Genomic DNA, 14,640 nt, shown 5'->3' on the forward strand with positions numbered 1-14,640 from the left:
CCGGCGGAACGGCGGCCGCGCCTGCACACGGGCACGGCGGCCGGCGATGCGACGGCACGGCACGGCTTCCCCGCGGAAGCGGAACCGGTCCGTCGCCGACAGGGCGGTACGGCTTCCGCAGGCGGAGGACGGCCATCGCCGAGGGCGGTACGGCTTCCACGCGCGGAGGACGGCCATCGCCCAGGAGCGATACGGCTTCCACGCGCGGAGGACGGCCATCGCCCAGGAGCGGCACGGCTTCCGGAGAATGGGAGCACGACCGTCGGTGTGGCGGCACGGCTTTCGGGCACGGCCTTTTCGGAAACCCACGAGCAGACGCACGTAAGAGAGGGACACCCTGATGCGGGACGCGTACCACGAGGAACTTGACTCGATCGGCGAGGGCCTGGTCGAGATGGCCCGACTGGTGGGGTCGGCGATCGGACGTGCCACGACGGCGATCCTCGACGCCGACCTGAAGCTGGCGGAGAGCGTGATCGAGGCCGACCAGAAGGTCGACGACCTCCAGCACGACCTGGAGGCCCGCGCGATAGCGCTGCTGGCCCGACAGCAGCCGGTCGCCACGGACCTCCGTATCGTCGTGACCTCGCTGCGCATGTCCGCCGACCTGGAGCGCTCCGGCGACCTGGCCCAGCACGTGGCCAAGCTCACGCGGCTGCGCTTCCCCGAGCGGGCGGTCCCGCGCGACCTGCACGCCACGATCCTGGAGATGGGCCAGCTCGCGCAGCGGCTCATGGCCAAGGCCGCCGAGGTCATCATCACCAAGGACGTCGACCTGGCGCTCCAGCTGGAGCAGGACGACGACGCGATGGACCTCCTCCACCGCACGCTCTTCCAGCACCTGATGGACGACCGCTGGAAGCACGGCATCGAGACCGCCGTCGACGTCACCCTCCTCGGCCGCTACTACGAGCGCTTCGCCGACCACGCGGTCTCCGTCGCCAAGCGGGTGGTGTACCTGGTGACCGGCGAACACGCGGACGAGCTCCAGGCCGACATCCAGCCGGTGACGGGGGTGGAGGGGGCGTAGGCCCTGGGCACCGTGTGGGTGCGAGCCGGGGGGTTGTGGGCCGCCGGGTGCGGGCCAGGGGGGCATGGGGGTCATGGGTGAGCCAGGTGGCAGGGGCGGGGGCGCCCGGTGCTTTCGTGGGCGCGGCGCGTGGGTGCTCCTGAGGGCGTACGCGCCTGGTAGGAGGGGCGTGCGGGCCTGACCGCGGCTGGGCGCGCGGCGCCTCCGCCTGGCGTACGGACGCCTCCGTGCGCCGTTGATGCGCCCGGCTGAACCGGCATGCAATGGGGCATCCAATGGGCACAGGCACCAGCCTTCGAGGAGGGACCATGGCCGAATCCCCCGCCAGCCCCAGCACGCCCGACCCGACACAGCCACGGGACACCCAGCAGCCAGCCGACATCAAGGCCCTGCCCCTGTTCGGCGCCTGCGGCTGCGGATCCGGCTGCGCGTGCGGATGCCAGTCCGGCAACCCGTGCCAGTGCGGCTGAGCGGCAGTCGGTCGCGCCGACGCGGCTGAGCGGTACACGGTGGCGCGGGCACGGGTGAGGAGTGGTCGCGGGCACGGGTGAGGAGTGGTCGCGGGCACGGGTGAGGAGTGGTCGCACAGGCACGAGTGCGGTGTGAGGACGAGGGGCCTGCCCGAGGGACGGGCCCCTTCTCCTCTTCCCGCCAGCCCTCCCGGCTCGCGGCGCCGCTGACGGGCCATCTGTCGCGGCCGAAGCCGCGGATGACATCGTCGGCCGATCTCCACGCATCCGCCTTCCAGGCAGCCGGGACCGTCCGGGATCATGAGGCATGCGTCCGGATGACTGGCAGTTCACTGAAGACGTCGACGAATTCCTCGTGCGCGCCGGGGAGTTCCTGTGCTCGCGCCCCGCCCTGCACACCACACAGCTCTCGGTGACGGAGAAGCTCCGCACGCTCGGGGCGGCCGCGTACGAGGGCAGGTTCCCTGCGTTCGGCCTGCTGGAGCGAGGGGGCGAGGTCGAGGCCACGTTCTTCCGCTTCCCGTCCCGGGGCATGAACGTCACCTCGCTCACCCCGGAGCAGGCGGACACCCTCGCGGCCCGCCTGGTGGCACTGGGCTGGGACTTGCCCTCCATCACGGCTGACGAGGACACGGTCGCGGCGTTCACGGAGGCGTGGCACCGCCACACGGGAGCGACGTCGGCCCCGCGGGTTCGGCTACACCTGTACCGCCTGGGCACGCTCACCCCGCCGGACCCCCACCCGGAGGGCAGGGGCCGACGCGTGGGCGAGGGGGACCAGGACCACCTGATGCAGTGGTGCCGTGAGTTCGCGGCGGACGTCGAGGAGGACGTCACGATCGACGCGGCGTCGTGGGCGAACACCCGCTTCGCCGAGAAGAACTACACGTACTGGGAGACCCCGGACGGCACCGCCGTCTCCATGGCGGGCGTGAACCCGATGGTCGCCGGCATGGCCCGGGTGGACCCGGTCTACACCCCGGCCCACCTGCGCGGCAGCGGCTACGCGGCAGCGGTGACGACGGAAGTGAGCCGAGCTGCCCTGAACGCGGGCGCCACGGACGTGGTCCTCTACACCAACGCGGCCAATCCCACGAGCAACTCCCTCTACCAACGCCTCGGCTACGTCCGCCTGACCGACATCGCGGTACACGACTTCACGTACGGCACCCGGTAGAACAGGGAGTTCCCGTACCCGAGCTGGGACTCCCGAGCCCTCACGGTGTGGGCTTGGATCGGAATCGTGCAGGTCGGCCTGCACTTGGGGACCACGGCGGGCCCAGACCGCGAACATGCCCCCGCCCTGCGCCATTCACGCAGGCCGGGGGCATGATCAGCCGAACTACTTCTTCTTGCCCTGGTTCTTGACCGCTTCGATCGCTGCCGCGGCCGCCTCGGGGTCGAGGTACGTGCCGCCGGGGGTCACCGGGGTGAAGGAGGCGTCCAGTTCGTAGTAGAGAGGGATGCCCGTGGGGATGTTCAGGCCCGCGATGTCGGCGTCGGAGATGCCGTCGAGGTGCTTGACGAGGGCGCGGAGGCTGTTGCCGTGGGCGGCGACGAGGACCGTGCGGCCAGCGAGGAGGTCCGGGACGATGCCGTCGTACCAGTACGGGAGCATGCGGACGACGACGTCCTTCAGGCACTCCGTGCGGGGGCGCAGCTCCGGCGGGATCGACGCGTAGCGGGCGTCGCCCGACTGGGAGTACTCCGTGCCGTCCTCCAGCGGGGGCGGCGGAGTGTCGTACGAGCGGCGCCACAGCATGAACTGGTCCTCGCCGAACTCGGCGAGCGTCTGTGCCTTGTCCTTGCCCTGGAGGGCGCCGTAGTGGCGCTCGTTGAGGCGCCAGGAACGGTGGACGGGGATCCAGTGGCGGTCCGCGGCCTCGAGGGCCAGCTGGGCGGTGCGGATCGCGCGCTTCTGGAGGGAGGTGTGCAGCACGTCGGGCAGCAGGCCGGCGTCCTTCAGCAGCTCGCCGCCGCGCGTCGCCTCCTTCTCGCCCTTCGCCGTGAGGTTGACGTCCACCCAGCCGGTGAACAGGTTCTTCTCGTTCCACTCACTCTCGCCGTGGCGGAGGAGGATCAGCTTGTACGGTGCGTCGGCCATGGCCCCGAGCGTAATCGACGGCCGACAGACGTCGCCCATATGGCCGACAGGCGGACAGTTCCGGCGGGCAGCCCCGCGGAGGGGCGTGCGGAGGTCACGGCGGGCAGCCCCGCGGACGGTTCCGGTGGACGGCATCGCCGGCGCCGCCGTCGGGGTCCGCGACCCCGTCGGTTGACGGTGTCTGTTAATTGGGTGGTCGGGGGCTCCTCCGCGTTCGTAAGTTGTGTTCGCCGCTTCAGCCGCTTACGTCATGGGGGACCGTCATGCCACTCGCCGCTGCCAGACGCGCTGTCCGGGAGTCCGTCTCGGGGCTGCCCCGCGAGTTCTGGTGGCTGTGGACCAGCACCCTCGTCAACCGGCTCGGCGCGTTCGTCGCCACCTTCATGGCGCTCTACCTCACGCTCGACCGCGGCTACTCCGCCTCGTACGCCGGTCTCGTGGCCTCCCTCCACGGGCTCGGCGGCGTGGTCTCCTCCCTCGGTGCCGGCGTCATGGCGGACCGGCTCGGGCGGCGGCCCACGCTGCTGATCGCCCAGTCCTCCACGGCCTTCTCCGTCGCTCTCCTCGGCTTCGTGCAGCACCCCGTCGCCATCGCCGCCGTCGCCTTCCTCGTCGGCGCGACCAGCAACGCCTCCCGTCCGGCGGTGCAGGCGATGATGGCGGACATCGTGCGCCCCGAGGACCGCGTCCGCGCGTTCTCCTTGAACTACTGGGCCATCAACCTGGGCTTCGCCGTCTCCTCCATGGCCGCCGGCTTCATCGCCGAAGTCAGCTATCTCGCCGGTTTCCTCATCGAGGCGGGCATGACCCTCGTCTGCGCGATCGTCGTCTTCCTCAAGCTGCCGGAGTCCCGGCCGGAACGTACGACCGCGGAGAAGGCCGCCGCCGACGAGGTCGGCCTGGGGACCGTGCTGCGCGACCGGCGGTTCATGAGCGTCGTCGGGCTGTCCTTCCTCGTCGCCGTGATCTTCCAGCAGGGCGCGGTCGGGCTGCCCGTCGCCATGGGCGCGGCGGGCTTCACCCCCGCCGACTACGGCCTCGCGATCGCCGTCAACGGCGTGCTGATCGTCGCGCTCCAGATCCCGGTCACGCGTTTCATCGAGCACCGCGACGCCGGGCGGCTCCTCGTCATCTCGTCCGTGCTCGCGGGGTACGGCTTCGGCCTCACCGCCTTCGCCGGCTCGATCGGCGCTTTCGCCCTCACCGTCTGCGTGTGGACCCTCGCCGAGATAGTCAACGCCCCCACGCAGACGAGCCTCGTCGTCCGGCTCTCCCCCGTCCACGGCCGGGGCCGCTACCAGGGCATGTACACCATGTCCTGGTCCGTCGCCGCCCTCGTCGCGCCGGTGATGTCCGGTGTCGTCATCGACCGGTGGGGCGCGGAGTGGCTGTGGGGGCTGTGCGCGGTGGTGGGGACCGTGGCGGGTGCCGGGTACTGGCTGCTCATGCGGCGGATGCCGGAGGAGGGCGTGGGCACGGCGGTGGAGGAGCGGCCCGACGAGCAGGCTGTGACAGCAGTGGCGACCGTGACAGCAGCGGCGACGGTGACAGCAACTACAGCAGCCACAGCAACGACGAAGGCGACGGCAGTGACGGGAACTACGGCAGTCACTGGAGCTACGGCAGCCGCGGCGAACGGGGCTTCGGTGGTCTCCGCCGACTCAGCCACCTCCGTCGCCTCCCAGGTCACCGCCTCCGGAGATCAGCTCTGACGGTCGGCGTCCTTGTCGACTTCCTCGGCCCCGTCGGCTCCCTCGCTCCCGTCGGCTTCATCTGCCCCCCGCACCTCCGCGTCCCGCGTCAGATGACCGAACGCGTCCAGGTTGCGGGTGGACTCCCCGCGCGACACCCGCCACGCGTACTCCTTGCGGATCGCGGAGGCGAAACCCAGTTCCAGGAGGGTGTTGAAGGCGCCGTCCGCCGCTTCCAGGACCTGGCCGAGGAGGCCGTCGATGCTCTCGGGGGTGATGGCGGCGAGCGGCAGCCTGGCGGTGACGTACACGTCGCCGAGCTGGTCGACGGCGTAACTCACCCCGTACAGCTTGAGGTTGCGCTCCAGGAGCCAGCGGTGGACGCCGGCCTCGTTCTCGTCGGGGTGGCGGATCACGAAGGCGTTCAGGGAGAGGGAGTGCCTGCCGACGAGCAGCGAGACCGTGGTGGAGAGCTTGCGCGTCCCGGGGAGTTTCACGACGTAGTTGCCGGTGCCCGGACTCTCCCACTCCAGCTCGGCCTCGGTGAGGACCTGCTCGATGATCGCCGCTGCGTCAGCCATGGGGCGAGCGTACCCGCCAGTAGGGGGCGGGGTGCGGTGCGGCATCTCCCGGGGCGAGGTGCTACCCGTGGTGGGCCCGTGGTCCCTGCCGCCGGTGGTCATGGGTCGCCGCCGTGTACACGTCGGCCGTGGCCTGCGCGGCCGTGTCCCAGCCGAAGGACTCGGCGTGGCGGGCGGCGGCCTCGCCCATGCGGGCGGAGAGGTCGGGGGTGTCGGCGAAATCGCGCAGCACGCGCGCGTACGCCGCCGGGTCGTGCCCCTGGACGAGGAAGCCGGTGTGTCCGTCGCGCACCGCGACCGGGAGGCCGCCGACCGCGGCCGCCAGCACCGGCGTACCGGCCGCCTGCGCCTCGATGGCGACGAGCCCGAAGGACTCGCTGTACGACGGCATGACCAGCACGGACGCCGCCCGGAACCAGTCCGCGAGCTGTTCCTGGCCGACCGGCGGCCTGAAGCGCACGACGTCGGCGATGCCGAGGCGCGCGGCCAGCTTCTGCAGCCCTTCCGGCTTGGCGAGCCCGCTGCCGCTCGGTCCGCCGACGACCGGCACGACGATCTTCGAGCGCAGTTCGGGCCGCTCGCCCAGCAGGACGGCCACGGCGCGCAGCAGCACGTCGGGCGCCTTGAGGGGCTGGATACGGCCGGCGAAGAGGGGGATCAGCGCGTCCTGCGGGAGGCCGAGCCGGGCGCGGGCCGCGGCGCGGCCGTCGGCGGGGCGGAAGCGGTCGAGGTTCACCCCGGGGTGCACGACGGCCACCTTGGCGGGGTCGGCGTCGTAGTGGCGGACGAGGTCGTCGGCCTCCTCAGCGGTGTTGGCTATGAGGCGGTCGGCGGCGCGTACGACCTGGGTCTCGCCGATGACGCGGGCGGCGGGCTCGGGGGTGTCGCCTGCGGCGAGCGCGGCGTTCTTGACCTTGGCCATGGTGTGCATGGCGTGCACCAGGGGGACGCCCCACCGTTCGGCGGCGAGCCAGCCGACGTGGCCGGAGAGCCAGTAGTGCGAGTGGACGAGGTCGTAGTAGCCGGGGCGGTGCCCGGCCCACGCCTGCATCACCCCGTGCGTGAAGGCACACAGCTGGGCGGGCAGGTCCTCCTTCGCCAGGCCCTCGTACGGGCCCGCGTCGACGTGCCGGACGAGGACGCCGGGCGCCAGCTCGACCTTCGGCCGGAGGGCGGCCGTCGTGGCCCGCGTGAAGATCTCCACCTCGATGTTGAGCGCGGCGAGGCGCTGCGCCAGCTCCACGATGTAGACGTTCATGCCGCCGGCGTCGCCCGTGCCCGGCTGGTGGAGCGGCGAGGTGTGCACGGACAGCATCGCCACGCGGCGGGGTTTCCTGTGCAGCCTCAACCGTGAAGCGGCAGTCGGAGAGCGTCGCCCGAGCCTGCTGACGTAGTGGCTCACGTGGCGTTCCTCCTCGCTGCGGGCATGCCGTTCGGAGGGTGTGCGGACCCTCTCCGCAGGTGGAACACCGGACCTGGCGGTTCCATTTCCTCTTTGCAAAAGAATTACCGACCCTCGCTCAACCGTTCGACCGTGGGCGGAGTACGGGTACGGGGTTCGCGCGGCCCCGGCTGTCCGGCGGGCAGGCGGAGGGACCGACAGACAGGGGGCGGGCAGGCAGCCGGGCCGGGCGTGCCCCAGGACCGGAACCGAGACCGGGACCGGAACCGGAACCGGGGCCAGGACCGGGACCGGGGCCAGGACCGGGACCGGGGCCAGGACCGGGACCGGGGCCAGGACCGGGACCGGAACCGGGGGACCGGAACCGGGGGGCCGGGACCGGGGCTGCCACGGCCAGGGGTGCCAGGGGTGCCAGGGGTGGAGCCCCATGGCCCGCCCCGCCCCCCATACGCTCAACCCATGGCACGACCCGTCGGCACGGTGACCCGCGGCACCACCAACCCCAACCGTCTGCGCCGCATGGACCGCTGGATCGCGGCGACCCATGGCGCCGAACTCCGCCGCGCCGCCACCCCCCTCGCCGTGGACCTCGGCTACGGCGCCGCCCCCTGGACCGCGCTGGAGCTGCTGCGGCGCCTGCGCGCGGCAGCGCCCCGTACCGAGGTCGTCGGCGTCGAGATCGACCCGGCCAGGGTGGCGGCGGCGCAACCGTACGCGTGCGACGGACTGACCTTCCGGCACGGCGGCTTCGAGGTGCCCGTACCGGGCCGCCCGACCCTCATCCGGGCGGCGAACGTCCTGCGGCAGTACGACGAGGAGGAGGTCGCCGCCGTGTGGGAGCGGCTGTGCGCCCGCCTCGCGCCGGGCACCCCGCCGCCACCCGGTGGCCTACCGGGCTCCACGGGCGGCCCATCGGCCTCCACGGGCGGGCTGTCAGCCTCCACGGGCGGGCTGCTCGTCGAGGGCACCTGCGACGAGATCGGCCGTCGGCACGTCTGGGTCGCCCTCGGCCCGGAGGGCCCCCGCACGGTCACGTTCGCGACCCGGCTGGGCTCGCTGGAGCGCCCCTCGGACCTCGCCGAGCGCCTCCCCAAGGCGCTGATCCACCGCAACGTGCCGGGCGAACCCGTCCACGCCTTCCTCCGCGACTTCGACCGCGCCTGGGCCGCCGCCGCGCCGTACGCCTCGTACGGTGCCCGCCAGCGCTGGATCCGCACGATCCGCGATCTGCGTGCGGACTGGCCGGTGCGGGACGGCGTCACTCGCTGGCGCCAGGGCGAAGTGACCGTGGCGTGGGAGGCGTTGGCCCCACGGACCTGAGCCACACCCCGCCACCTGACTCACGCCCCACCTGGCCCACACCCCACCTGAACCATCCCGACCCGGTGACACGCCGCAGCCGTCTCGTGACGGGAGGGAACGAACGCGGTGAGTCGTTCGTCACACAGGTCGGGGCGCGGTCATGCGGGAGGGAGCAGGGGGAAGGGAGTTCCTGCCCGCCTCTGTCGCATGGCGCGACTCCATGGCACGATCACCCAGGCGCCAGAAGTTACTGACGGTTAATCAATTCTCCTGGCGCATGTCGTCGGCGCCGAGACGGGTTTGGGGGCAAGGGCTATGGGAGCCGGCAAGCGGAGCCTGACCATGTCGGCCGTGGCCGTGGTCTGCGCGTTGACCGTGCTGGGCGCACCGGTCACCGCGTACGCGAGCCAGAAGCAGCCGACCGACCCGACCCCCACCACGACACCGGCCCCTTCCCCTTCGGGCACGGGCACCCCTGACGCGGGCTCCGCGCCGGTCACCAACGAGGAGTTGGAAGCCGTACGCGCGAAGCTGGAGGGTCTCTACCACGACGCGGCGGTGGCCACGGGCGCGTACAACGCGGCGGAGGAGAAGGCGGACAAGCAGTCCGCCGAGATCGTCGACCTGGCGAACGAGATCGTCAAGGGCCAGGAGAAGCTGGACAAGTTGCAGGACCTGATCGGTGCCGCGGCCCGCGCCCAGTACCGGGGCGGCAGCCTGCCGCCCGAGGTGCAGCTGTGGCTGAGCGAGAACCCCCAGGAGTTCCTGGAGGGCGCGGACCGGCTGCGCCAGGGGCAGTTGGCGACCAAGGGCCTGCTCGCCGAGATGAAGCGCACGCAGGACGACCTGGAGCAGTACTCCAAGGACGCATCGGCGCGCTGGGAGAAGCTCGAGGCGAACCGCAAGGCCAAGGAGAAGGCCAAGAAGAAGATCAAGAAGCAGATCGCCGCCGCCGAGAAGCTCGAGTCCGAGCTGGAGGACGACGAGCGGGAGCGGCTGGCCGAGCTGGAGGAGGACGCCGCACGGCAGTCACAGGCCGCCTGGCTGGACTCCGGCATCCTCGACGAGATCGACGGCAAGGCCTCCGAGCAGGGCAAGAAGGCCGTGAAGTTCGCGACGGACCAGATCGGCAAACCGTACGAATGGGGCGCCGAGGGCCCGCGGACGTACGACTGCTCCGGCCTCACCAGTCAGGCGTGGATCGCGGCGGGCCGGGGCATCCCCCGCACCTCGCAGGAGCAGTGGCGGCAGCTCACGCGCATCCCCGTCGAGAACATGCGCCCCGGCGACCTGATCATCTACAACGCCGACGCGAGCCATGTCGCGATGTACATAGGCGACGGCGCGATCGTCCACGCCCCGCGCCCGGGACGGACGGTGACGATCGCGGGAGCGGGCTCCATGCCGATCCTGGGAGTCGTACGCCCCGACGCGTGACCGGCGGGCGCCATGCCGATCCGCGGAGTCGCACGCCCCGACGCGTGACCGGCGGGCGCCGCGACCGGCGGCGACACCAGTGGCCGACGACGCGCGCGGCGGGCGGCGCCGCCACCGGTGGGCACCCACACCGACAGGCGACCCTGGGCCGGATGCGCCGCCCGGTCCCGCGCCGGCGGCCGTGACCCACCCCCTGACCCGCCCGCGTTCCGTCCGCCGCGCTCCCGCTCGGTGCTGGATCCGCCCCCCGGTCGCCCCTCGACCCCACCCCACCACGCCCGCAATGCACCGAAATCTGACGACCCGTATGCCGCACCCCGGCCAGGTGACCCACCCCACGTGACTCCCACCACCTTCGGCCACCGGCTCAACCCCCGTCGCGTGACATTCGTCATCCCTGGGGAAAGCCCTGTCATGTCCAAATGCGCTACAGGATGCGGCATATGACGCTGGCCGATTGCCTTACGGCGCCCCGCCAAGCATTCCGTTGCGGCGGCGCCTGGCGCTAAGGTCCCCGTCGGTGGGTCGAGGTCCCTCGCCCCGCCCGTGCCCTCGGGGGGAGGGAAGGAACCCAAGACGATGCCCGTACCCGTACCGCGGCAGAGAGCCATCCCGGCCGTGGAGAGTGGTCAGGCGCACGCCGTGTCCGCACCCAGCGGCCCGTCCGGAGAGGGGGCGGCCCTGAACGCCTCGGCCCTGGCCCCTGCCGACAAGTCCACACACCCGGCCGGTCCGACCACCGGCGTGGTCGCCCCTACCGGCACCACCAACCTCACGGTGCTGCTGATCGAGGACGACCCGGCCGGTTCGCTCAACGTGCCCGAACTGCTCGACTCCGCGGGCAAGCCGATCCGTGTCCGCACCGCGCGCAACCTCACCGAGGCCCAGCGGCTGCTGACCGACGACGTCAACTGCATCCTCCTGGACCTGGCGCTGCCGGCCCCGGGCCGCGTCGCCGACGCCCCGGCCGCCGCCGGCGGCGGCACCGCCACGGAGACCGTCACCGACATCGACGAACTCTCCGTCCTCAAGCACGTCCTGGAGCTGGCCCCCCGCCACGCCGTCCTCGCCCTCACCGACTCCGGTGACGCAGAGCGCGGCGCGGAGGCCGTGCGGGTGGGCGCGCAGGACTATCTCTTCCGCGACGAGCTGGACGGCCGGCTGCTGAGCCGGGCGATCCGCTACGCGGTGGAGCGCAAGCGGTCGGACACGGCCGAGCGCCGGCTCACGGAGTCCCGGCTGCGCGCCCAGGAGAACGCGCGCCTGGAGCGGGGCCTGCTGCCGACGCCGTTGCTGGAGGGCTCGTCGCTGCGGTTCGCGGCGCGCTACCGGCCGGGCCGTTCCCGGGCGCTGCTCGGCGGCGACTTCTACGACACCGTCCGCACCCCCGACGGCACGGTCCACGTCATGATCGGCGACGTCTGCGGGCACGGCCCGGACGAGGCGGCGCTCGGCGTGGAGCTGCGCATCGCCTGGCGGGCGCTGACCTTCGCGGGGCTGTGCGGCGACGAGCTGCTCTCGACGCTCCAGCGCGTCCTGGAGCACGAGCGGGAGAACGACGAGATCTTCGCGACGCTCTGCACGGTCGACATCGCGCCCGACGGGCGCCGCGCGGGCCTGTGCCTGGCCGGCCACCCGTCGCCGCTGATCGCCCGCCACGGGCGGGACGGCGCCGTGCCGTCGGCCGAGCTTCTGCCGTACGACAACAACGGCCCCGCCCTCGGCCTGCTGCCGAACGCGCGCTGGCCGCGCACGCAGATCGAGCTGGGCGCCGCCTGGAGCCTGATGCTCTACACGGACGGGCTGATAGAGGGCCGGATCGGCGAGGGCAAGGAGCGCCTCGGCCAGGACGGCATGGTGGCGATGGTCCGCCGCCAGCTCGCGCAGGGGCTGCGCGGCGAGGAGCTGCTGCGCGCCGCGGTGAACGAGGTGCGCGACCTCAACGGCGGCGAGCTGACCGACGACGTGGCCGTACTGCTGCTGGACCGCGAGGGCTGACCCCCCCTGCACTGGTCCGGCCCGCGCGACCCGGGCCGCCTGCGGCCAGGTGCCGTGCCCGGAAAGGTTCACCGGCTCGCGACGCGCCCGGCACTAGGTCAGCCCGTACGACCCGTCCACGATCGGGCCCGTACGGCGGGGTGAGGTCGGTCAGCGACCGCCGTTGTACGGCCCGTACGGTCCGTCGCTGCTGGAGCCGCGGCTGCCGCCCCGGCCACCGCCGCCGGAGATCTGGCGCACGGCGGGGCGCACGTCGACGATGTAGACGATGCTGGCGATGAGGCCGATGATCGGCAGGAACGACAGCAGCGGGAACAGCAGGCTCACGACGAGCGCGATCCCGAGGATGATCAGCCAGAACACCTTGGTCTGCTTGTCGGTCGCCCGGAACGCGTCCTCACGCCGGAAAACGGCGTCGACCAGCGCGAACGCGGCGAGGGCGATCACTGCGAGCTGCAGCAGTCCCATGAACCCAGCGAAGCCGTTCATCAGCATGCTGCCCACCACCACCCGTTCTCTTCGCTGTCGCGGTTCTCACGGTCACGGTCTTTGCGAACACTCCTACGGGGCCACCGTACCCGTAGAACGGGCCGGACACCCCAAAGGTGCCCGGCCCGTCCCCGTACCGTGTCCTCCGGCGCCGCACCGACCTCCGGCGGGCGCCGCGACGCTCACCGGCGGGCGCCGTGGCTTTCGCGTCCGTCCGGTGGGCGCGTGCCGCCTACTTGGCGGGCGACGTGGGCTTCTTCGCGGTCGTCGTCTTGCGGGCCGGAACCTTCTTCGCGACCGGCTGCTTGGCGGCGGCCGGGGCGGGCGCGACCTTGGCCTCGGCGGGCTTGGCCGGCTCGTCCTTGACCGCGACCGGCTCGGTCTTGGGCGCGGTGTTCGGCTCGACGGCGATCGCGAGCTCCTCGATCTCCTCCGCGGCCTCGCCGCGCCAGGTGCGCACGGCCTGCTCGCCGTGCTCGGCGACGCGCTCGTAGGTCTCGCGGGCCTTCACGGCGTACTCGGCGGCGACGCCGACGCTGCGCAGCGCCAGGTCCTGGGCGCTCTCGCCGAGCTTCTTGAGGTCGGTGTCCAGGGTGCCGATCAGCTCGGTGACCTTGGTCTGGAGGGTCTCCTGCGTCTCCTTGACCCGGGCGGTCGCCTTCTCCTGGACCGACTTCGGGTCGGTGTTGCGCACGGCGTCGATCTTGGCCGGCGCCTCGGCGCGCAACTGCTCGACGAGGCCGGGCACCTTCTTGGCCTGCTGGAGGGCGAGGTCGGCGGTGCCGGCGGCGAAGTAGAACGGCGTCGGGTCGGTGACGGCCTTGCGGATGTCGTCGGTGATGGCCATGGTGATGGTCCTCCGGGTCTGGCGTTCAGCTGAGGGTTTGTGTGGGTCCGGCCCGCGGTCGACGTCGTCCACGGCTTCCGCGTCCGAGTCGGTCAACGCGTCAGACGTGCTCGGCGTAATCGACGTGATCGAGGCAATCGATGTCATCGACGTCATCGACGGAGCCGGATCTCCGGTCTGTGCTGGTGCGGATCCGCGTCGGTGCGGGTGTCCGCGCGTACGGGGTGGTGCGGTCGAGCGGTCGTGCGGGGGTTCGGTCGGACGGGGCCGGGCTCCGTCATCTCGCCGTCAGGCGGGGTCCGGCACCGCCACCGCCGCCGGGCGGGGGAGAACCGGGGTGGGCCGCCGCACCGGCGGCGTCGCCGTCGTCGGCCTCCGCCTCGGCACGGTCCGCGTCCCGGACGGTGCCCGGGGCTCCGTCCTCGCCGTCACCTATGAGGACCTCGAACCCGTTCTCCTTGCGGAAGGACTCGTAGATCTGGAGCAGCACCTGCTTCTGCCGCTCGTTCAGCGTGGGATCGGCGAGTATGACGGCGCGCGTCTCCACCTCGTCCAGGTCCCGCTCGGCGTCGAGGATCCCGGCCCGCACGTACAGCGTCTCGGCGGAGATCCGCAGCGCCTTGGCGACCTGCTGGAGCACCTCCGCGCTCGGCTTGCGCAGCCCGCGCTCGATCTGGCTCAGATACGGATTGGACACCCCCGCGGCGTCGGCGAGCTGCCTGAGCGACAGCTGCGCGTTCCGCCGCTGTTCACGCAGGTACTCACCGAGATTGCCGACGTTGAGCGTTGCCATGCCTCCACCATGCCCCACCCTCGCTAACTATTGCAAGCACCCGCTTGCAAAAGTGTGCCACGCCACGTCGACCGTCGGCCGTCGGCCGTCGGCCGTCGGGCTCCTGCAAGCCGCCGGGGTAGCGCCGGATACGGTCCACCGGTCCGTCGGCACCAGGCTGAACATGGGCGCCTCCCAGGCAGCCGAGCGCATCGCCTGGACGCCCTACTCCCGCAAGGCCATCGCCATCGCGGAGGCGCGATCCGAGCAGAGCGGCTCCGAGCGCATCGACTGCGACGACCTGTTGATCGGGCTTGCCCAGGTCGGCAGCGGAGTCGCTGCCGACGTCCTGGCCGAAGCCGGTTTCGACCCGACTGCCCTCGACGCCGCACCTGCCGACGCCTGAGCCCGCCACCACCACGGCGACCACTGTCCGCCCCGGCGAGAGCACGCCTCCTGCCCACCGCCGGACGGGCCGCAGGGGGCCAGGGCGATCCTCTCGCGCCTTGCACCGCTC

At 72.1% G+C, this 14,640-nt stretch carries 14 protein-coding genes; 8 read left to right on the forward strand and 6 right to left on the reverse strand.

Annotated features, from left to right (window positions below):
* Positions 1–340 precede the first annotated feature (340 nt).
* The 3 genes from phoU (at position 341) to GSY65_RS17090 (ending at position 2,677) form a co-directional block, all read left to right on the forward strand.
* Complete coding sequence (gene phoU / locus GSY65_RS17085) at positions 341–1,030, forward strand: phosphate signaling complex protein PhoU (protein WP_055517687.1); 690 nt, start codon at positions 341–343, stop codon at positions 1,028–1,030.
* 308 nt (positions 1,031–1,338) lie between these two features.
* A complete protein-coding gene (locus tag GSY65_RS33310; protein ID WP_201452570.1) occupies positions 1,339–1,500 on the forward strand; it encodes a hypothetical protein in 162 nt (53 codons plus the stop codon).
* 307 nt (positions 1,501–1,807) lie between these two features.
* Positions 1,808–2,677, forward strand: coding sequence for a GNAT family N-acetyltransferase (locus GSY65_RS17090; protein WP_159769402.1), 870 nt, complete (start codon positions 1,808–1,810; stop codon positions 2,675–2,677).
* Positions 2,678–2,842: 165 nt separating this feature from the next.
* Here the strand turns inward: GSY65_RS17090 and GSY65_RS17095 are convergent, their stop codons facing one another.
* The gene (locus tag GSY65_RS17095) at positions 2,843–3,604 is read right to left on the reverse strand and encodes a phosphoglyceromutase (protein WP_159769405.1); all 762 of its coding nucleotides are present in this window, start codon (positions 3,602–3,604) and stop codon (positions 2,843–2,845) included.
* Positions 3,605–3,867: 263 nt separating this feature from the next.
* Between GSY65_RS17095 and GSY65_RS17100 the strand changes: the two genes are divergently transcribed.
* Positions 3,868–5,316: an MDR family MFS transporter gene (locus GSY65_RS17100; protein ID WP_236579838.1), complete on the forward strand. Its 1,449-nt coding sequence runs from the start codon at positions 3,868–3,870 to the stop codon at positions 5,314–5,316.
* On the opposite strand, the gene GSY65_RS17105 is transcribed toward GSY65_RS17100, so the two are convergent.
* Together GSY65_RS17105 and mshA are read right to left on the reverse strand one after the other, a co-directional pair.
* A complete protein-coding gene (locus GSY65_RS17105) occupies positions 5,307–5,876 on the reverse strand; it encodes a YbjN domain-containing protein (RefSeq protein ID WP_236579840.1) in 570 nt (189 codons plus the stop codon). The two genes, GSY65_RS17100 and GSY65_RS17105, sit on opposite strands and share 10 nt — an antisense overlap.
* 61 nt (positions 5,877–5,937) lie before the next feature.
* Positions 5,938–7,278, reverse strand: coding sequence for a D-inositol-3-phosphate glycosyltransferase (gene mshA, locus GSY65_RS17110; protein ID WP_159769408.1), 1,341 nt, complete (start codon positions 7,276–7,278; stop codon positions 5,938–5,940).
* 459 nt (positions 7,279–7,737) lie between these two features.
* Here mshA and GSY65_RS17115 point away from each other — a divergent pair, with 459 nt between their 5' ends.
* The 3 genes from GSY65_RS17115 (at position 7,738) to GSY65_RS17125 (ending at position 12,015) form a co-directional block, all read left to right on the forward strand.
* Entirely contained in the window at positions 7,738–8,598 is an 861-nt protein-coding gene (locus tag GSY65_RS17115) for a class I SAM-dependent methyltransferase (RefSeq protein WP_159769411.1), read from the forward strand.
* A gap of 297 nt (positions 8,599–8,895) precedes the next feature.
* Positions 8,896–10,017 (forward strand): C40 family peptidase, encoded by a 1,122-nt coding sequence (locus GSY65_RS17120; protein WP_159769414.1) that lies wholly within the window; start codon positions 8,896–8,898, stop codon positions 10,015–10,017.
* A gap of 579 nt (positions 10,018–10,596) precedes the next feature.
* Positions 10,597–12,015 (forward strand): PP2C family protein-serine/threonine phosphatase, encoded by a 1,419-nt coding sequence (locus tag GSY65_RS17125; protein WP_159769417.1) that lies wholly within the window; start codon positions 10,597–10,599, stop codon positions 12,013–12,015.
* 150 nt (positions 12,016–12,165) lie between these two features.
* Here GSY65_RS17125 and GSY65_RS17130 read toward each other — a convergent pair whose 3' ends face one another.
* The 3 genes from GSY65_RS17130 to GSY65_RS17140 form a co-directional block, all read right to left on the reverse strand.
* Positions 12,166–12,510 carry a DUF2516 family protein gene (locus GSY65_RS17130; protein ID WP_159769420.1) on the reverse strand — a complete coding sequence of 115 codons (345 nt, stop codon included), beginning with the start codon at positions 12,508–12,510 and terminating at the stop codon, positions 12,166–12,168.
* 226 nt (positions 12,511–12,736) lie between these two features.
* Positions 12,737–13,351, reverse strand: coding sequence for a hypothetical protein (locus GSY65_RS17135; protein ID WP_159769423.1), 615 nt, complete (start codon positions 13,349–13,351; stop codon positions 12,737–12,739).
* Between the two features lie 277 nt (positions 13,352–13,628).
* Complete coding sequence (locus tag GSY65_RS17140) at positions 13,629–14,144, reverse strand: helix-turn-helix domain-containing protein (RefSeq protein ID WP_159769426.1); 516 nt, start codon at positions 14,142–14,144, stop codon at positions 13,629–13,631.
* Between the two features lie 52 nt (positions 14,145–14,196).
* Here GSY65_RS17140 and GSY65_RS17145 point away from each other — a divergent pair, with 52 nt between their 5' ends.
* Positions 14,197–14,529 (forward strand): Clp protease N-terminal domain-containing protein, encoded by a 333-nt coding sequence (locus GSY65_RS17145; RefSeq protein ID WP_236579841.1) that lies wholly within the window; start codon positions 14,197–14,199, stop codon positions 14,527–14,529.
* Positions 14,530–14,640 lie beyond the last annotated feature (111 nt).

Origin of the sequence: Streptomyces sp. HM190 (genome assembly GCF_009857135.1) — a bacterium.
In the GTDB taxonomy this organism is placed as follows: domain Bacteria; phylum Actinomycetota; class Actinomycetes; order Streptomycetales; family Streptomycetaceae; genus Streptomyces; species Streptomyces heilongjiangensis.